The organism is Microcoleus sp. Pol11C2, assembly GCF_036701505.1.
Taxonomy (GTDB): domain Bacteria; phylum Cyanobacteriota; class Cyanobacteriia; order Cyanobacteriales; family Microcoleaceae; genus Microcoleus.
The window spans coordinates 1-17,232 of sequence record NZ_JAUBQX010000022.1 but is presented as its reverse complement, the minus strand read 5'-3'; the positions used below and the strand labels follow the sequence as shown (position 1 = coordinate 17,232).

The window sequence follows — 17,232 nt, the reverse complement described above, 5'->3', positions numbered from 1 at the left end:
ACCGATTTTAGATTCACCAAAGTCGAGCCAACCTTCTCAACCAGAACCGATTGTCGAAAATCTACTTATTGTAGAAAAAGTAGAGTCGATCGAACGTTCTCAACCAGAACCCGAACCGATTTTAGATTCACCAAAGTCGATCGAGCCTTCTCAACCAGAACCCGAACCGATTTTAGAAACACCAAAGTCGAGCCAACCTTCTCAACCAGAACCGATTGTCGAAAATCTCGAAGTTTCAGAAACACCAAAGTCGAGCCAACCTTCTCAACCAGAACCGATTGTCGAAAATCTCGAAGTTTCACAAACACCAAAGTCGAGCCAACCTTCTCAACCAGAATCCCGACCAGTTGTAAAAAATAGGCAGCTTAAAAAAAAGCCACAACCGAGTAGCGATTCTCAACCCGAACAGTCGCCTATTACCAGAAAGCGACAAATAGAAAGAAAAAAACAGGATAGCGACGGCAGCGAAACACCACCATCAGGCGACTCAGAATGAACCAATTACCCATTCCCAATTACCCATTCCCAATTCCTAAATGTTAGTAATGATTAGTAATATTGTCGCAATTTACCGCAAAGAACTACAAAGCTATTTTGCATCGCCATTAGCCTATGCCATCGCAGCAGTCTTTTGGCTAATCACCGGCTACTTTTTAATAGCCATCCTCCTAGCCCCCGATGGGTTAATTCCCCAAATCGGCCAGCGAGACCAAATGGGCATTACCGAACCTCCCATCGACGTTGCTTACGAATTCCTGCAACTCTTCCTGCGAATCATGGGTTCCCTTTCCTTGTTCGTACTACCCGCACTCTCAATGGGACTTTACGCAGAAGAACGCAAACGTGGCACCTTAGAACTATTAGCCACATCGCCCTTAACAAACTGGGCAGTTGCTACCGGCAAACTCCTGGGAGTTTTAACATTTTATACCACAATGTTGCTGCCCCTGCTGTTCTGCGAGGCGATCGCCCTCAGTTCCTCAACCCCGCCCGTACCCCCCGGAGTTCTTCTGCTAGGACACTGCGGCTTAATCTTACTAGCAGCAGGAGTATTGTCGCTCGGAATGTTTATTTCCTCCCTCACCGACAGCACAATTTTATCAGCCATCCTCACATTCACTCTAGTATTATTTCTCTGGGTGATCGATGCAGTCGCCGTCGGTATCGGTGGCCCCTTCGGAACAGCATTAGGACATTTGTCGCTCCTAACAAATTACACCAATCTTGTCAAGGGAGTTTTCGATACCAGCAGTTTAATTATGTTTGCCAGTTACATCATTTTAGGAGTATTTTTGACCGCCCAATCCATCGATGCCTTGCGATACCAGCGTTCTTAACAACATTAGGTAAGGCAGAGACAGAGAAGGTTATTTTTGCCGAAGTAAAGAGAAGTAAAGAGCAAAGGGAAGGTTATTTTTTCCCTGTTAATCATTCTACAAAATACCTCAAACAATGAGATTTATCAATCCCAAAATCGACTTTGCGTTCAAAAAAATATTCGGTTCCAGCGAGAGCAAAGACATCCTGATTAATTTTTTAAACGCCATCCTTTATGAAGCACAGCCGGTCATCGAAGACTTAGAAATAATCGACTCCCAACCCGAACCTCCAACTATCGCAACCCAAGACACACACCTAGATGTTAAAGCCACAATTAACGGCGGCAGAATCGCCCTAGTTGAAATTCAACTGATCAACGTGCCTTCCTTCGGAAACAGAGTTTTGTACAACGCTGCCAAAAGTTACAGCCAGCAATTAACAGGAAAAGAACGCTACGAAAGATTAAAAACAGTAATTTCTTTAAAAATTGCCGACTTTGAAATGTTTGAAAATCAGCCGGAATTTATGTCACGGTTTGTTTTTCAAGAAAAAGAGCAACAGTTTGAGTGTCCAGATACTGAAATAGAATTAGTATTTATCGAACTGCCAAAATTTAGCAAGGAATTAGCAGAATTAGAAACAACCGCAGAGCAATGGATTTACTTTCTCGAAAATACCAGCACTCTGGAGACAGTACCAGAAACACTCAGTGCAGTTCCCGAAATTCAGAAAGCTTTTAGAATTGCCAGCGAGGAAAACTTCACTCAGGAAGAATTAAATGAATTGCAGAAGCAAGAACTGTGGATTGAAGATCAGCAGATAGCCATAGAGATAGCAAGAGAACAGGTGACAAAAACCGCTCAACTCTCGTTAATATTGCGTCAGCTAGTGCGGCGTTTAGGCACAATACAACCGGAAACAGAAAACTGCATCCGTGAATTAGGCGTAGAGCAATTAGAAGAACTAGGAGATGCCGTGCTGGATTTCAACCATCAGTCAGATTTAACAGCATGGTTGCAGGCTAATGCGATATAGAATAACATCCTCGAAGCGGAAATTTCTCACTCAATATTTACCTTATGAAAATTAGCAAAAAAAATTGGAAATATGTTTTTTTGCTGGGCCCCCTCCTCATCGCAGCGGGGGTAACAGCAGCACTTGTATCTGGAGTATGGGACCCCCTGACAGTCGGTTTAGTTATTGCCGGAGCAGTGACGATCGCACTTTGGCTGCTATATTTGAGTTACGAACAAAGCTTTTGGGGGCAGCGTTCCACTCAAGCCAGCACTAACGCCCTGATTGCTACCCTCGCCGTCTTTGTGATTCTCGGAGTAATTAACTTCATAGCCGTTCGCTATCCCGTCCGCATCGACTTAACCGAAAGCCAACAATTTACCCTCGCCCCGCAGACTCAACAAATACTGCGAAACCTGCAACAAACAGTCAAAGTTTGGGTATTTGACCCCATCCAAAACCCCCAAATTAAAGAATTGCTGCAAAGCTACAAACGCGAGGGAGGCGAAAAATTTCAATTCGAGTTTGTTGACCCACAGACCCAACCTGGAAAAGCGCGGGAATTTAGCATTACTAGCATCGGGGAAGTTTACCTGCAATCCGGCGACAAAAAACAGGTACTGCAAAAAGGTGGCACTGCTTTTGGTAGCGACCCAAATCAAGGGCTTTCAGAGATAAAACTTACCAATGGGTTAGAAGAAATCCTGAGCACTCGCGTTGCTACAGTTTACTTTTTGCAAGGCAAAGGAGCCCGCCCGATAAAGGAAGGTCAAGGCGGAATTCAGCAAGCTGAAAAAGCTCTGAAAGATAAATACTACAACGCCCAAACACTGAATTTGACAGAACGCAAAGAAGTGCCAGAAGATGCAGATGCTTTAATCATTCCCGGGCCGGACAAACCGTTTTCCGATACAGAAATTAAAGCACTAAAAGCTTATCTCGATCGCGGCGGCAGTTTATTGTTAATGGTAGACCCGGCAATTGATACGGGATTAGACAAATTGCTGCAAGAATGGGGCGTCAAACTAGACACCCGTTTGGCCATCGATGCTTCGGGCACTGGTCAAAGATTTGGCCTTGGCCCCACGGTTCCGACAGTCAGGCGCTACGGCGAACATCCGATTACTCAAAGTTTTGGCACCGGTATTTCATTTTATCCATTTGCGCGTGCTTTGGAAACCTCGCCAGTAGAAGGGATAGAGGAAAAACCGCTGATTTGGACGAGTCAGGAAAGTTGGGCGGAAAGCGATTTGACGACTAAGAAATTGGAGTTCGATCAGAAGACCGATCGACAAGGCCCGCTATTATTAGGTGTAGCTTTAGTTCGATCGTCCACTGACAGCACTCCGTTAAAGCCCTCACCTTCACCAACACCAACACCCGTCACGCCTTCACCCCAAGCATCACCCACAGATTCACCATCGCCGACAACTTCACCATCACCCACAGATTCACCATCGCCGACAACTTCACCATCCCCGACAGATTCACCGTCGCCAACAACTTCGCCATCACCGACAACTTCGCCATCACCGACAACTTCACCATCACCGACAACTTCACCATCGCCAACAACTTCGCCATCCCCGACAACTTCGCCATCGCCAACAACTTCGCCATCGCCAACAACTTCGCCATCGCCAACAACTTCGCCATCACCGACAATTTCACCATCACCGACAACTTCGCCAACAGCTTCCCCAATCAGCTATTCGGTGATTGTCTCGCAAGAAGCTACGCCTCCAGCATTACCGACGACTTCGCCAACACCGGCAGCATCTCCGACAGCATATCCAGAAAGTTCGCCAACACCGACAGAATCTCCCACAGAATCTCCCACACCGACACCAGAAACATCTCCCACAGCATCTCCCAGTCCAACCGCAACTCCTTCTGTGCCTTCAACTCCTAGAAAAACCTCGCGAATGGTAGTAATTGGCACATCTCAATTTGTGACTAACGGTTGGTTTGACCAACAACTCAATAGCGACGTGTTTCTCAATTCAGTCAGTTGGTTGAGTAAACCAGACCAGCAAAGCTTTTCTATCAGTCCGAAAAAAGCTACCAATCGCCGTATTAACATGACGACCATCCAAGTAGGATTGCTGGTGTTAGCTTGGCTAATTTGGCCTTTACTCGGACTGGGAATTGGCGGCGCTATCTGGTGGAAGAGAAGATAAGTTCGCCAACAAATTTTGTAAGGAATTTAACGGATTTATTGGCCTCTTTCTGATTTTTCCACCTCTTACCCATTACCAATTCCTAATTCCTAATTCCGTAAGGTGCGCCCGGTCGGGCACCTTACCCATTGTCAATTCCTAATACTTCGGCTACGCCAGCGTACAAGTTCCTAATTCTTAATTTCCCTAGGGTGCGTCTCTTACCTATTCCCCATTCCCCATTCCCCATTACCATGCCTAATTCGCTGTTACTATGAAATTGCAGAAAAATACATTAGTATTGATAGCCGTCGCGCTGAGCATGACGGGGTTGGTTGCTTTGTTCGAGATGCAAGTATCTCCGAAAGAGGAAGCCGCTAAGGAAGAAAAACAGAAAATTTTTGCTTTTAACTCCGATCGCATACAATTCTTTACAGTCAAAACTCCCGAAAAAATATTGACTTTTGAACGAGTTTATGCTACAAAAGGAGGCAAGTCGAGCTGGGAAATGAAATTGCCAGTGCAAGCACACGCAAGTCAGGCATCGGTGGATTTTTTGCTCGACAGGCTGGCAACAGGAAAGAGCGATCGCACGATTAATATTACTGCTGCTCAACTGCCAGAATTCGGTCTCGACCAACCCCAAGCTACAGTCACAGTAAAGCTGGACAACCAGGAAACTCACCGCCTAGTTTTAGGCAAAACAGACTTTAGCGGCCGCTTCTTGTACGCTCAAGCCAATCCGCCGGAAGCGCCCCCTCAAAATTCCGCCCAAAATTTGCCCGTGCTGCTAGTGCCTTTTGACTTTAAAAATGCCACTCAGCGACCTTTGTCAGAGTGGAAAAAAGCAGAAGAACCCAAAACAGAGAAACCGCAAAAACCCTCTCCGACGCCAAGTCCTGAGAATAAATAGTTGACTGGTCGATCAAAGTGGGTGCGGGACACAGCAGATTCGGTATTACCCAGGAGCAACCTGGGATAGAATTTAAAGAACAAATCCCAAAACCTGTTACATCCAACATTCCTCACCTAAAATACAGAAAAGTCTAAACTTAAACTGTATTTAAGTGGCGTGCATTACCCCCAGGAAAGGGCGAATATGTTTCAGACAGCACTCAACCAAGGTACGACAGCAACGGATACAGCGCTTGACGTTGAACTCCGCAAGGTCTTTAAGGTATTTAACGGCGAAACCGCAGTCCGCGGAGTTGACCTCAACATCCGCCAAGGAGAATTTTTTAGCATCCTCGGACCCAGTGGCTGCGGCAAGACTACGACGCTGCGCTTAATCGCTGGGTTCGAGACTCCCTCGGCGGGCGAATTGATGATTCGGGGCCAGTCGATGACCAACACTCCAGCTTACCGCCGTCCGGTAAATACTGTGTTTCAAAGCTATGCTTTGTTCGGACACATGAATGTCTGGGACAATATCGCTTTTGGATTGCGGATAAAAAAGCTGGGGAAAGCAGAAATTGAAGAACGGGTACGCGAAGTTTTGCAATTGGTGAAAATGGAATCTTTCGCCAACAGGTTTCCCGGTCAAATGTCGGGCGGCCAGCAGCAGCGGGTGGCTTTGGCGAGAGCTCTGGTAAATCGACCGGCGGTTCTGCTGCTGGACGAGCCCCTGGGTGCTCTGGATTTGAAGCTGCGGAAGCAGATGCAGTTGGAACTGTCGAATTTGCATCAAGAATTGGGCTTGACTTTTGTGATGGTGACTCACGACCAAGAAGAGGCGATGAGTCTGTCTGACCGGATTGCGGTGATGCACGAGGGCAGGATTGAGCAAATTGGCTCTCCTGAAGAAATTTATGAGTGTCCGCAGACGGCTTTTGTGGCGGATTTTATTGGGGATACGAATTTGTTTTCTGGTACGGTGGAGTCGATCGACCGATCGACTATCACAGTTCGCACATCAGCCAATCTGAAAATAGTCGTTCAACAGTCGGATATGTGGAGTGGTGTCACAGGCGACTCGGTTGTGGTCAGCGTTCGGCCGGAAAAAGTATATTTGAATCTCTACCAGCCTGAAGTTTCGGTCAACTGTTTTGAAGGGCGGCTCAAAAATACTATGTACATGGGCACGCACGTTCATTACGTCGTTGAGTTGGCGTCGGGCGATAAAATTACTGTGCGCCAGCCAAATACCGGCGGTTCTTTCCCAGATCCGCACACGCCGATTTACGCTTACTGGGGAACTACTGATTGTCTCGCTTTGACCGATCGGAATTAGTCAGTTGGCAGTTGGTAGTTGGTATTAGTCATTAGTCATTGGTTATTTGTTGGTGGTTGGTTCTCCTAACAAATAACATAGGACAATTCCCAATTCCCAATTCCCAATTCCCCAATCTTCAATCTCCAAATCTAAAATCTAAAATCTAAAATCTAAAATCTAAAATCGAACTGTGCCTCCGACTAACTTACCAATTTCCAGGATTTTTCCGGCTAATTCTACACGCCGTCAGTTCCTAAAAAATTCGGCGGCGACAATTTCCGGGTTAGCTGTTTCGAGTTGCGGCTGGCGACTTGCAGACGTACAATCTGCTCCTCCCGTCAAAGGTTCGGCAGACCAACTTTTCATCTATACTTGGGCAGGCTATACCGATGACGCTTTGCTCGATCGCTTTGCCGAAAAAACTGGCATTCGCGTAGTGGCTGACGTGTTTAGCTCCAACGAAGAGATGCTGGCGAGAGTTCAAGCCGGTGGCGCCCGCGCCTACAGCATCATTTACCCATCTGACTACATGGTGGTTCAAATGACGGAACTCGGGCTGTTGAGTCCATTAGACCACTCGATTTTGGGCGGGATCGATCGGCTCCGAAAACAATTCCAAAACCCTGTTTATGACCCAGGAAACCGCTACAGCGTGCCTTTAAGTTGGGGCACCACAGGCTTGATTTACAACACCGAACAACTCAAAGAAGCTCCTGAAGATTGGGAGTATTTGTGGCAGCACAAACAGGAGTTAGCAAAGCGAATGACGCTGGCGAGTGATGTTCGAGAAGTCATGGGCGCTGCGTTGCGGATGCTGGGCTATTCTCTGAATTCTACGAACCAAGAGCAAGTGAAACAAGCTTACGAAAAGTTGGTGGAACTCAAACCCGCGATCGCATCTTTTACTACTGATGCTTGGCGGCCTCAAATGCTGACGGGGGATTTGAAGGTAGCTATGTGTTATTCTTCTGATGCTAATGAAGTAATTTCAGATAACGATAAATTGAAGTATGTCGTCCCCAAAAGCGGTTCTTCTCTGTGGACTGACACTTTAGTAATTCCTAAAGGTTCTCCGAATCCCGAAGCAGCTTATAAATGGATTAACTTTATGCTGCAACCCGATGTCGCTGCTTCTTTAGTAGAGCGGCTCAGTTTTTCAACTCCTTCGGAAGATGCTTTTAGTTTGTTGCCGCCGGAAGTGCGCGAAAACGACATTCTTTTCCCTTCGGAAGATCTTTTGAAAAAGTGCGAAGGTGTGGCTCCGGTAGGGAAATTTATGGAAGTGTACGATCGCTATTGGACTCAATTAACCAGCGGCTAATCATCAAACCTAGGGCGGGTTTTACAGCCTATCTCTGATTCTCACCCAATATTTACATAACCCCGCCCCCCTACAGCAGATCGCCCACTCTATCCGTATTATATCCGCGTTAATCCGCGTTCATCAGCGGTTAAAAACTCAAAAAAATTGATCTATGGCTGTTTCAACTAGAACTCCCCCTCCTATTCCTCCCAATTCTCCTTTGAAGGCTGAAACTGTTTCCCCGTGGTCTGCTTGGGCTGGACCACTGGCATTGCTCGGCCCTTCTGGCTTGTTGCTGCTTTTATTATTAGTCATACCAACTTTGGTGATTTTTCAGCTTAGTTTGGTGCCGAATATTAAACCGGGAGATTTGGTGAATCCTTCGGGAATCGGCAATTACCTGCGAGTGTTTGAGCCGCTGAATTTGCAGGTGATGGGTCGATCGCTTTTTTTCGCAACGGGGACTACTATTCTGTGTCTGCTACTGGGATTTCCCGTCGCTTACTGGATCGCCCTCAATGTCTCGAAAAAGTGGCGGAATTTAACTTTGTTAGGCTTTGTATTGCCCCTGTGGACTTCTTCGCTTTTGCGATCGTATGCTTGGATTACAATTCTGCGTCCTACGGGGGTTCTCAACTCACTCCTGGGACTTTTGGGCATCCCTCCTCTAGAATTGCTCAATCAAAGTTCCGCAGTTCTAATCGGCATGGCTTACAGTTATTTGCCTTATATCGTGACAATTCTCTACGCTTCTTTGGAAAAGTTAGACCGCAGGTTGCTAGAAGCGTCTCAGGATTTGGGCGCGAATCCAGTGGAAACTTTCTGGAAAGTGACAGTACCTCAGACGATGCCGGGAATTGCTGCGGGTTCTTTGCTAGTATTTATTAGCAGTTTGGGCGATTTTGTCGATCCGGAGTTGCTCGGTGGAGCTTCCAGCATGACGGCGGCTCGTTTGATTTACAATCAGTTTTTGGGGGCAACTCAAAATTGGGGGCTGGGTTCGGCTCTGAGTATGGTATTAATCTTTGCAGTGAGTATCGGAATTGCCCTTTTGCTCAAATATGGCGATCGTAATGCAATTTAGGATGTAGAAGGAATAAGGAAGAAGGAATAAGGAAGAAAACCATCCTAATTTTTCCTATTACCAATTACCGATTACCGATTACCAATTACAGATTACCGAGAAATGGAAAATACCCCCGAAAATCCACAGGAGGAAATACAACCCGATATGTACTTAAAACCTAAATTTAAGATTTCTTGGCAGGTGATATTTGCCGTTGTGATGTTTTTTTATATGTACCTGCCCATCCTGGTACTCACCTTTTACAGCTTTAACAAATCGCGTTTTAGCGCGGGCTGGGAAGGATTTACTTTAGATTGGTACGTTAAATTATTTAGCGATACGCGGATTTTAGTTGCCCTGAGAAACAGTTTAACAGTGGCTGTTTGTGCAGTTGCAATCTCGGCTGTACTCGGCACTTTGATGGCAGTTGGTTTAGCCCGCTACCGCTTTCCTGGCAAGAGTTTATATCAGGGAGTTTCCTACTTGCCGATTATTATTCCAGATATTGCGACCGCAGTTGCTACTCTGGTATTTTTAGCTGCGCTGGCTATTCCTCTGAGTTTGTGGACAATTGTCGCCGCTCACATTGTGTTTTGTCTGGCTTACATCGCCCTAGCTGTTTCTACTAGATTGGCAGATTTAAACCCGTATTTAGAAGAGGCTGCCTTGGATTTGGGTGCAACGCCTGTTGAAGCTTTTATTCAGGTTTTGCTCCCTCAATTAATACCCGGAATTGTGTCGGGTTGTCTGCTATCTTTTGTCCTCAGCATGGACGATTTTTTGATTGCGAGTTTTACCGCAGGTAGCGGGACTACAACTCTGCCGATGGAAATTTTTAGCCGGATTCGGACTGGGGTGAAACCTGATATTAATGCTCTCAGCGTGCTGTTGATAGTAGGTTCGGGAGGATTGGCGTTTTTAGCGGAATATTTGCGCGGCCGGGGCGAGCAAAAACGGGCTCATTAGTCATTGGTCATTTGGTTATTAGTCACCAAAAAACCCGGTTTCTCAACGAAACCGGGTTTATGAAGCGGTATGGTGCCAAGTACGAACCCTACACAATTTCTGCGTCGAGGACCCAATTGCTGCTACTTGGCTGGTAATTTCACTTTAGTAGCCAAACCTAGTGCTTCCAAAACTTGAATTGTCATCCAAGTGAAGTCAACCTCCCACCATTCCATCCCGTGACGCGCAGAGTATTGATAAGCGTGGTGGTTATTGTGCCAGCCTTCGCCGTAAGTCAGGACAGCCACCCACCAACAGTTAGTAGAACTATCCTTTGTTTCGTAGGTGCGGTAGCCAAATTTGTGAGTGGCGCTGTTAACAAACCAGGTGCAGTGATACACCAAAACTAAGCGTACAAAAATTACCCATACAACAAACGGCCAGCCTGCTGCTAAGTACAGCAAGACGCCAAACACGATTTGCATCGGGAGAAAGTAGTTTTGCAAAAATTGGTAAAATGGATCGCTCGAAATGTCTTTTGTGCAGCGGGAAATTTCAGCGTGAGCTGGACCTTTATATAGCATCCAGCCGATGTGACTCCACCAAAAACCCTGTTGGGCATTGTGAGGGTCGAGCGCATTTTGGTCAGAGTGGGTGTGGTGCAATCGGTGCAGCCCAACCCAATCAATTATTCCTCCTTGACAGGCAAGAGCTCCGCAAAATGCTAGAAAGTATTCTACGAATTTTGGTGTCTGAAAACTGCGGTGGGTGAGCAGACGATGCCATCCCAGAGTTATTCCCAAACCGCCGGTTATCCAGTGCATGAATACTGTTAAACCCACTGCTGTCCAATTGAAGTTACTGGGTAGCAGTGCGAACAAAGCGCCGATATGAAGTCCTGCTAAACTAATAACGTGCTTCCAATTGTATTGGAGTTTTTCTTCCGTTGCTATTGTCATTCTTTTTTTGATTTCTGATGAGATGCCGAGCTAGATTCACGCATAATAGTTTGGATTGAGCAGTGAACTTTTTTGCTGCACACTTGCCCAAACGAATCAAAAATGAATGAATTATAGATTTAGGATTAGGATGGAAAAAGATTTACGGTTGTATTTTGAAAATAAAAAATTTGGCTGCCAAACACAATTTTTTCTTCCCAATTATATTATAACTGATTCTGGTTTTGGTTGGGTCGATCGCACCAAACGGTTCGAGCTTAGTTCAACCCAACCTATACCGATCGCAAAAACAGGATTAGGCATTGGTCACGAGCCATTAGTCAAGACGTGATGACCGACAACCAATGACTAATTGCCGATCGCTATTTTTCTGCTAATTTCACTTTGGTTGCCAAACCCAGTGCTTGCAGCAGTTGAATTGTCATCCAGGTGAAGTCGATTTCCCACCATTGGAGACCGTGGCGAGCCGAGTATTGAAAGGCGTGGTGGTTATTGTGCCAGCCTTCGCCGTAGGTGAGCAGAGCAACCCACCAGCAGTTGGTTGAGCCATCGCCCGACTCGTAGGTGCGGTAGCCGAATTTGTGGGTAGCGCTGTTAACGAGCCAAGTGCAGTGGAACACCACCACGATTCGCATAAACACGCCCCAAACCACGAAAGACCAGCCGCCTAATAAATAAAGCAAAACACCGAAGACAACTTGGATGGGGATAAAATATGCTTGGAGAAACTTGTATACTGGGTCGTCGCCGATGTCTTTAGTAAAGCGCGGGATTTCCACTCTGATCGGGAGATCCGAGAGCATCCAGCCCATGTGGCTCCACCAGAAGCCTTGATTGGAATCGTGGGGATCTGTTTCGGTGTCGGAATGTATGTGGTGTAACCGGTGCATTCCTACCCAGTCGATCGGGCCACCTTCACAGGAAAGGGTACCGCAAATAACTAGAAAATACTCTAGCCATTTCGGTGTTTGAAAACTGCGGTGGGTGACGAGGCGGTGATATCCGAGAGTAATTCCTAAACCACCTGTTACCCAATGCAGGAAGACTGCTAGCCCGACCGCAGACCAGCTAAAATTACCCGGCAGCAAAGCAAATAAAGCACCGATGTGCAGAAAGGCCATAAAGCCTACGACAGGCCAATCAGGAGAAGTTTTTTTGGAAGTTGCAATCGTCATGAATATATTATGTTTACAAACTAGGGGCCGCATCTACGCCATAATGAACAGCGCGCACGCAAAGGGTGAGCGAGGTATAGATGAATAGCGTTTCACGGCTACAGGAAGCAGAACAGGCACTCTTTCAGATTTTTTCTGGTATTGACACTACAGTCAAGCAAAATCTTCAACGAGTCTTAAAAGCTTTTCGCAGCCACCGGGTTGGAGTCCACCATTTTGCAGGGGTTACGGGTTACGGCCACGATGATTTGGGTCGGGAGACTTTGGACGGGGTGTTTGCCGAAGTGGTAGGGGCAGAGGCTGCGGCTGTCCGGGTACAGTTTGTTTCGGGTACTCACGCAATCGCCTGTGCTCTTTTTGGCATCCTGCGTCCTGGTGATGAAATGTTGGCAGTGGCTGGTTCTCCCTACGATACTTTAGAAGAAGTGATCGGCTTGCGGGGGCAAGGTCAAGGTTCACTGATTGAGTTTGGCATTAGTTACCGTGAGTTGCCTCTAACTGGCGAAGGAAGTTTGGATTGGCAGGCACTGAGCTCTACTATTTCAGCAAAGACTCGCCTGGTTTTTATCCAGCGCTCTTGCGGCTATTCTTGGCGGTCGAGTTTGTCTATTTCTGAGATTGAAAAAATCGTCGCTTTAGTCAAACATCAGAATCCTAACACAATTTGCTTTGTGGATAATTGTTACGGGGAGTTTGTTGATGATTGCGAACCTACTGCTGTGGGTGCGGATCTGATGGCTGGTTCTTTAATCAAAAATCCGGGGGGTACGATCGTCCCTGCTGGCGGTTACGTCGCAGGCAGGGCTGATTTAGTGGAGGCGGCAACTTGTCGCTTGACGGCGCCGGGAATTGGCAGCAGCGGCGGCGCAACTTTTGATTTGAATCGGTTGCTGTTTCAGGGTTTGTTTATGGCTCCCGGTTGTGTGGGAGAGGCGATGAAGGGCAATCATTTGACGGCTTATGTTTTTTATAAGTTGGGTTATCGAGTGAATCCTATGCCTTTGGCTAGAAGACGAGATGTGATTCAGGCGATCGAATTCGGTTCTGCTGATAAGTTAATTGCTTTTTGTAGGGCGGTTCAGCAAAATTCCCCCGTTGGTTCGTATTTAGATCCGGTGCCGGCTCCGATGCACGGGTATGAAAGTCAGTTGGTGATGGCTGGGGGTACTTTTATTGATGGGAGTACGTCGGAATTTTCGGCTGACGGGCCTCTGCGGGAGCCTTACGTGGCTTTTTGTCAGGGCGGAACTCATTGGACTCATGTATCGATCGCTCTTGAGGATGCGATCGAGGCTGTGGGCCCGGCTAAGTAAGTTGTAGGGGCGATGCCTCTTGGGGTAGGGGGGCTCCTTGTTCTACCCTGAGTTTTGAATTAAAGAGTAGATTTTTTGCAAGAATCTGAGGATTTTTAACCGCAGATGCACGCAGATTGACGCTGATGTTGGGTTTTTAGATTGTGTAGGTTGGGTTTAGCGGAAGCCAAACCCAATAACTACAAAACTCTCAAGGTGTTGCTTCAAGTTTGCGCTGTCGCATTAGGAGAAATAAAGGCCAACCCAGGGAAACACCCACCAGTAAGTTACTGGTAATATAAATCCACAAATTTTTCATTTTTAGACGCGAACCTTCGCTAAATACAAAAGTACCAAAAACCAGCGAGGACACTATTAAATCCATGCCGAAAAAACCGGAAATTTGATTAGCAAACAACTCCCTGAAGAAAGCGTTAATATTCAACCCTTCATCTAAAAAAAACGGGACAAACTGGGAGTAGGGCAAAGCAGTGCCTAGAATACAGAAAATTAAGTAGGCAATTTTTAACATTTTCAAACCTCCACTTTGTTAATTAAAAATCGCTGTATTTGGGAGTTTACTCAGCATTGCTGAGTGCTGCAATATCGCCTTGCATAATTATGCTGACATTGCGTGAAATCTTGTCGATTTCCCAATCCCACCACCGAATTTCTAATAGTTGTGCAACTTCACCATCACTAAAACGCTGTTTGATGGGATGGGCGGGGTTTCCACCGACAACGGTGTAAGCGGGGATGTCTCTTACTACAACGGATTTGGCGGCAATGACGGCACCGTCGCCGATTTTGACTCCGGGCATAATCAGCGATTCATAGCCGATCCAAACATCATTGCCAATGACGGTATCGCCTTTACTTGGCAGTTCCATTAATAAATTCATGGCTGTTTCCCAACCATTCCCAAAAACAGGAAAAGGATAAGTTGAAATGCCGTCTAGTTTGTGATTGGCACCGTTCATGATGAATTTGACGTTGGTGGCGATCGCACAAAATTTGCCAATAATTAATCGATCGTTTCCGTAGTTATAAAGTACATTTTTTTCAAAGTTTTCTGGATCTATTGGATCGTCGTAATATGAGTAATCGCCGACGATAATGTTGGGGGATTTAATAAAGTTTTTGATGAAGCATACGCGCCGTTGGTCGGCCATCGGATAGGGTCGGTTTGGATCGGGCCCAATTTCTGTCATAAGTTTCAAGCCTTATTCGTTAAGCTGCTGGATTGATGTACTGTTAATTCGAGTTAGGTTTGCTTCTGCTTGACTAACATACAGTAAGAGAGTTTGTCAAGTGGTGGTAGAGGAATTTTGGATCGATCGCCCTGCCAGAAATGAGACAAAATGGTAAAAGCCAACATCCATCCGCGTTCCGAAGGGATTAAAATCCCAAATTAATATTAAACAAGCGATCGCAGTGAGATAATTTATGAGAGTACGAACCTACGGAATCGGTGATACCCAACAAATTGTAAAACTGTTTTACCGCACCGTACCATTGGAAGATGCGATCGCCAAATACAGAGCCGTGGAACCCCATTCTACTCTGGTTAAAATGGCCCGCGGCTTGGGAATTTGCCTGGGAGATTAACACAGAAGTTACCCAACTTGTACCTTAAAAAAGGTTGGTAGTTGCGCTTGGGCGCTCCGAAGTACCCAAGCGCAAATACCAACCTACTTCTCTAGCAATTACCGCAGCAGCAATGAGGCGATCGTATTCAATAATTCCTGGCATTCCTCCGCAGTTAACAAGTCATCATAATTACGAACCAGACAGTTATAAATATAATGCGCCGCTTGAATTTGCTCCGGCACTTTGTAGCCTTCCCAAACTTCCTTATTGGGAATAATAAACAGCAAACTGGTCAGCATCTTTTTTTGAAGGATTAGAGAATTGGGGTGAGATTCAAACAGCACCTCGGTTGAACCAGATAAAAAGCGGCTGAGTTCAAACCCAGTCGAATTTAGATCCTGCTTTAAAGCTTGTAAAAAAATATATTGATAAACCGTAATTAAGCTATTATTTTCTAATATAGTCTCAGCGAGTTGCTCTTGAAAAAAATCGATATCTTCACTTTGGCAGCAAAGCATATCTGGCAAAGGCAAAGCCAAAACTTCGGGATGATTGACTCGACCCCAAATGTGTGTGAGAACGTGGTCTCTACTTAAAGTCCGAAAGTCCATACTTTTAGAGCTGCAGTTAACTTATGAAGAAAAAAAGAAAGATGTAATTATTTTCCCCATAACAGATAAATTTCACCCACACCTTCCCCTTCCACCTCTTTTAAATTACTTGTAGCTCATTTAGCAGAGTCGGGAAATCACCCGATCGGATTATCTTTGAGAGTGAGGGCGATCGAGGCACACAATCTAATTAACAGCGGAGACTATTTATGAGAGTACGAACCTACTTCATCGGTGATACCCAACAAATTGTAAAACTTTTTTACGACACGGTACACGAAGTAAACATCCGCGATTACACACAAGCACAAGTAGATGCTTGGGCTCCAGCCGATATCGATATCGAAACTTGGACTAAAAGTTTAAGCAGTAAATTTACTTTCGTAGCAGAAGAGGGCGATAAAATTGCAGGTTTTGGGGAATTAGAAGCAAGCGGTCATATCGATCGCTTTTACTGTCATCAAGATTTTCAAAGACAAGGAGTAGGCAGGCTAATTTTAAAACAAATTGAGTCAAAAGCCAAAGACTTAGGAATTAACAAGTTATTTACCGAAGCCAGCATTACAGCTCGACCTTTTTTTGAAACCCAGGGATTTATGGTGATTAGAAAACAAGAAGTAGAACGGCGAGGACAACAATTCATCAACTTTGTCATGGAAAAAAATATATAAACAACGATTTGTGTAAAATTAGATCGAAGAGTTTTACTCAGGAGTTGCGATGGTGACGGAAGCTACAAATGTGCTAGGCGGAAAATTAGAGACTTGCTGCACTTCGCCAATGACAGGATATTATCGGGACGGCAAATGCAATACAGGTGGTGGGGACTTTGGGGCTCACACTGTTTGTGCTCAACTTACGGAAGAGTTTTTGCAATTCACTAAATCGAATGGAAATGATTTGAGCACTCCGGTTCCCGAATTTAACTTTCCCGGTTTAAAGCCTGGGGATTGCTGGTGTTTGTGCGCGTCTCGGTGGAAGGAAGCAATGGATGCAGGAGTTGCGCCGCCTGTGGTTTTGGCTGCGACTCACGCCTTGACTTTGGAATACGTTTCTTTGGATGAATTGAAGCAGCACGCTGCTGATTTGTAGGAGAATGTTGGTGTGCGATCGCTTTTAGTCAATAAGGGCGATCGTCTTTTTCTGATGAACATCAAGTCAATGGATTTGAGATTTGAGATCGATCGCCACTCAAATATTTAAGTGCGATTGCTCGTCATTTCGAGGTTTTACTATTAGATGAACCTAAAACTTTACTCGATCCTGATTCTCAGTTAGATTTGGTGGCCGCGGTACAGCGTTTGGTCAAAAATTGCGGGCTGACGGCTTTGTGGGTGAGTCACCGTTTGGATAAGTTGAATTATTGCGATCGGGCTTTTTTGTTGGAGAAGTGTGAAGTGCTCGCTTGGGGCGATGCACTAAGGTTAAAGCAGCGGTTGATGCAAATTCAGGAAGTTTAGTAGCTGAATTTTGGCCAGAATTAGCGATCGCATTTCATCGGAGGTGATCTTATACCAATTTTATGTGAAGTTGCATATAATAGAGAGATAGCTTGTATGGTGCGTTTATGAGTCGTAGTTTAAAAA

At 45.7% G+C, this 17,232-nt stretch carries 17 protein-coding genes and 2 pseudogenes; 14 read left to right on the top strand and 5 right to left on the bottom strand.

Annotated features, from left to right (window positions below; all coding sequences use genetic code 11):
* The 9 genes and pseudogenes from QUA42_RS14580 to QUA42_RS14540 all read left to right on the top strand — a co-directional run.
* A pseudogene (locus QUA42_RS14580) lies at positions 1 to 496 on the top strand (ATP-binding cassette domain-containing protein); the annotation flags it as partial.
* 40 nt (positions 497 to 536) lie between these two features.
* A complete protein-coding gene (locus tag QUA42_RS14575; protein ID WP_333137893.1) occupies positions 537 to 1,337 on the top strand; it encodes an ABC transporter permease in 801 nt (266 codons plus the stop codon).
* Between the two features lie 115 nt (positions 1,338 to 1,452).
* Positions 1,453 to 2,355, top strand: coding sequence for an Rpn family recombination-promoting nuclease/putative transposase (locus QUA42_RS14570; protein WP_333137892.1), 903 nt, complete (start codon positions 1,453 to 1,455; stop codon positions 2,353 to 2,355).
* Positions 2,356 to 2,399: 44 nt separating this feature from the next.
* Positions 2,400 to 4,514 carry a Gldg family protein gene (locus QUA42_RS14565; RefSeq protein WP_333137891.1) on the top strand — a complete coding sequence of 705 codons (2,115 nt, stop codon included), beginning with the start codon at positions 2,400 to 2,402 and terminating at the stop codon, positions 4,512 to 4,514.
* A gap of 253 nt (positions 4,515 to 4,767) precedes the next feature.
* The gene (locus QUA42_RS14560; RefSeq protein ID WP_333137890.1) at positions 4,768 to 5,406 is read left to right on the top strand and encodes a DUF4340 domain-containing protein; all 639 of its coding nucleotides are present in this window, start codon (positions 4,768 to 4,770) and stop codon (positions 5,404 to 5,406) included.
* 186 nt (positions 5,407 to 5,592) lie between these two features.
* Positions 5,593 to 6,723: an ABC transporter ATP-binding protein gene (locus QUA42_RS14555; protein ID WP_333137889.1), complete on the top strand. Its 1,131-nt coding sequence runs from the start codon at positions 5,593 to 5,595 to the stop codon at positions 6,721 to 6,723.
* A gap of 172 nt (positions 6,724 to 6,895) precedes the next feature.
* Positions 6,896 to 8,026, top strand: coding sequence for a spermidine/putrescine ABC transporter substrate-binding protein (locus QUA42_RS14550; protein ID WP_333137888.1), 1,131 nt, complete (start codon positions 6,896 to 6,898; stop codon positions 8,024 to 8,026).
* Between the two features lie 154 nt (positions 8,027 to 8,180).
* The gene (locus tag QUA42_RS14545; protein ID WP_333137887.1) at positions 8,181 to 9,092 is read left to right on the top strand and encodes an ABC transporter permease; all 912 of its coding nucleotides are present in this window, start codon (positions 8,181 to 8,183) and stop codon (positions 9,090 to 9,092) included.
* Between the two features lie 102 nt (positions 9,093 to 9,194).
* On the top strand, positions 9,195 to 10,040 hold the full coding sequence (locus tag QUA42_RS14540) for an ABC transporter permease (protein ID WP_333041409.1): 846 nt from the start codon (positions 9,195 to 9,197) through the stop codon (positions 10,038 to 10,040).
* A gap of 122 nt (positions 10,041 to 10,162) precedes the next feature.
* On the opposite strand, the gene QUA42_RS14535 is transcribed toward QUA42_RS14540, so the two are convergent.
* Both QUA42_RS14535 and QUA42_RS14530 read right to left on the bottom strand, forming a co-directional pair.
* Positions 10,163 to 10,978 carry a fatty acid desaturase gene (locus tag QUA42_RS14535; RefSeq protein WP_333071691.1) on the bottom strand — a complete coding sequence of 272 codons (816 nt, stop codon included), beginning with the start codon at positions 10,976 to 10,978 and terminating at the stop codon, positions 10,163 to 10,165.
* 362 nt (positions 10,979 to 11,340) lie between these two features.
* Entirely contained in the window at positions 11,341 to 12,153 is an 813-nt protein-coding gene (locus QUA42_RS14530) for an acyl-CoA desaturase (protein ID WP_190663096.1), read from the bottom strand.
* An 80-nt stretch (positions 12,154 to 12,233) separates the two neighbouring features.
* Between QUA42_RS14530 and QUA42_RS14525 the strand changes: the two genes are divergently transcribed.
* Entirely contained in the window at positions 12,234 to 13,466 is a 1,233-nt protein-coding gene (locus tag QUA42_RS14525; protein ID WP_333137886.1) for an aminotransferase class I/II-fold pyridoxal phosphate-dependent enzyme, read from the top strand.
* A 190-nt stretch (positions 13,467 to 13,656) separates the two neighbouring features.
* On the opposite strand, the gene QUA42_RS14520 is transcribed toward QUA42_RS14525, so the two are convergent.
* Positions 13,657 to 13,977, bottom strand: coding sequence for a DUF2834 domain-containing protein (locus tag QUA42_RS14520; RefSeq protein ID WP_333137885.1), 321 nt, complete (start codon positions 13,975 to 13,977; stop codon positions 13,657 to 13,659).
* A gap of 46 nt (positions 13,978 to 14,023) precedes the next feature.
* Entirely contained in the window at positions 14,024 to 14,656 is a 633-nt protein-coding gene (locus QUA42_RS14515; protein WP_333137884.1) for a Vat family streptogramin A O-acetyltransferase, read from the bottom strand.
* A gap of 235 nt (positions 14,657 to 14,891) precedes the next feature.
* Here QUA42_RS14515 and QUA42_RS14510 point away from each other — a divergent pair, with 235 nt between their 5' ends.
* Positions 14,892 to 15,053, top strand: a complete 162-nt coding sequence (locus QUA42_RS14510; RefSeq protein ID WP_333137883.1) for a hypothetical protein — start codon at positions 14,892 to 14,894, stop codon at positions 15,051 to 15,053.
* A gap of 98 nt (positions 15,054 to 15,151) precedes the next feature.
* Here QUA42_RS14510 and QUA42_RS14505 read toward each other — a convergent pair whose 3' ends face one another.
* The gene (locus QUA42_RS14505; RefSeq protein ID WP_333137882.1) at positions 15,152 to 15,646 is read right to left on the bottom strand and encodes a hypothetical protein; all 495 of its coding nucleotides are present in this window, start codon (positions 15,644 to 15,646) and stop codon (positions 15,152 to 15,154) included.
* Between the two features lie 209 nt (positions 15,647 to 15,855).
* Here QUA42_RS14505 and QUA42_RS14500 point away from each other — a divergent pair, with 209 nt between their 5' ends.
* The 3 genes and pseudogenes from QUA42_RS14500 to QUA42_RS14490 form a co-directional block, all read left to right on the top strand.
* A complete protein-coding gene (locus QUA42_RS14500) occupies positions 15,856 to 16,317 on the top strand; it encodes a GNAT family N-acetyltransferase (protein ID WP_333137881.1) in 462 nt (153 codons plus the stop codon).
* Between the two features lie 49 nt (positions 16,318 to 16,366).
* Positions 16,367 to 16,738, top strand: coding sequence for a DUF2237 domain-containing protein (locus tag QUA42_RS14495; protein ID WP_333041417.1), 372 nt, complete (start codon positions 16,367 to 16,369; stop codon positions 16,736 to 16,738).
* A 113-nt stretch (positions 16,739 to 16,851) separates the two neighbouring features.
* Positions 16,852 to 17,106 (top strand): annotated as a pseudogene (locus tag QUA42_RS14490) (ABC transporter ATP-binding protein); the annotation flags it as partial.
* Between the last annotated feature and the right edge of the window lie 126 nt (positions 17,107 to 17,232).

What these genes read in the sequence shown, in the direction of transcription:
- QUA42_RS14535 (WP_333071691.1), bottom strand. Translation starts at nt 10,978, where the DNA reads ATGACAATAGCAACGGAAGAAAAACTCCAATACAATTGGAAGCACGTT.
- QUA42_RS14560 (WP_333137890.1), top strand. Translation starts at nt 4,768, where the DNA reads ATGAAATTGCAGAAAAATACATTAGTATTGATAGCCGTCGCGCTGAGC.
- QUA42_RS14495 (WP_333041417.1), top strand. Translation starts at nt 16,367, where the DNA reads ATGGTGACGGAAGCTACAAATGTGCTAGGCGGAAAATTAGAGACTTGC.
- QUA42_RS14525 (WP_333137886.1), top strand. Translation starts at nt 12,234, where the DNA reads ATGAATAGCGTTTCACGGCTACAGGAAGCAGAACAGGCACTCTTTCAG.
- QUA42_RS14530 (WP_190663096.1), bottom strand. Translation starts at nt 12,153, where the DNA reads ATGACGATTGCAACTTCCAAAAAAACTTCTCCTGATTGGCCTGTCGTA.
- QUA42_RS14520 (WP_333137885.1), bottom strand. Translation starts at nt 13,977, where the DNA reads ATGTTAAAAATTGCCTACTTAATTTTCTGTATTCTAGGCACTGCTTTG.
- QUA42_RS14565 (WP_333137891.1), top strand. Translation starts at nt 2,400, where the DNA reads ATGAAAATTAGCAAAAAAAATTGGAAATATGTTTTTTTGCTGGGCCCC.
- QUA42_RS14500 (WP_333137881.1), top strand. Translation starts at nt 15,856, where the DNA reads ATGAGAGTACGAACCTACTTCATCGGTGATACCCAACAAATTGTAAAA.
- QUA42_RS14510 (WP_333137883.1), top strand. Translation starts at nt 14,892, where the DNA reads ATGAGAGTACGAACCTACGGAATCGGTGATACCCAACAAATTGTAAAA.
- QUA42_RS14540 (WP_333041409.1), top strand. Translation starts at nt 9,195, where the DNA reads ATGGAAAATACCCCCGAAAATCCACAGGAGGAAATACAACCCGATATG.
- QUA42_RS14575 (WP_333137893.1), top strand. Translation starts at nt 537, where the DNA reads ATGTTAGTAATGATTAGTAATATTGTCGCAATTTACCGCAAAGAACTA.
- QUA42_RS14555 (WP_333137889.1), top strand. Translation starts at nt 5,593, where the DNA reads ATGTTTCAGACAGCACTCAACCAAGGTACGACAGCAACGGATACAGCG.
- QUA42_RS14545 (WP_333137887.1), top strand. Translation starts at nt 8,181, where the DNA reads ATGGCTGTTTCAACTAGAACTCCCCCTCCTATTCCTCCCAATTCTCCT.
- QUA42_RS14505 (WP_333137882.1), bottom strand. Translation starts at nt 15,646, where the DNA reads ATGGACTTTCGGACTTTAAGTAGAGACCACGTTCTCACACACATTTGG.
- QUA42_RS14570 (WP_333137892.1), top strand. Translation starts at nt 1,453, where the DNA reads ATGAGATTTATCAATCCCAAAATCGACTTTGCGTTCAAAAAAATATTC.
- QUA42_RS14515 (WP_333137884.1), bottom strand. Translation starts at nt 14,656, where the DNA reads ATGACAGAAATTGGGCCCGATCCAAACCGACCCTATCCGATGGCCGAC.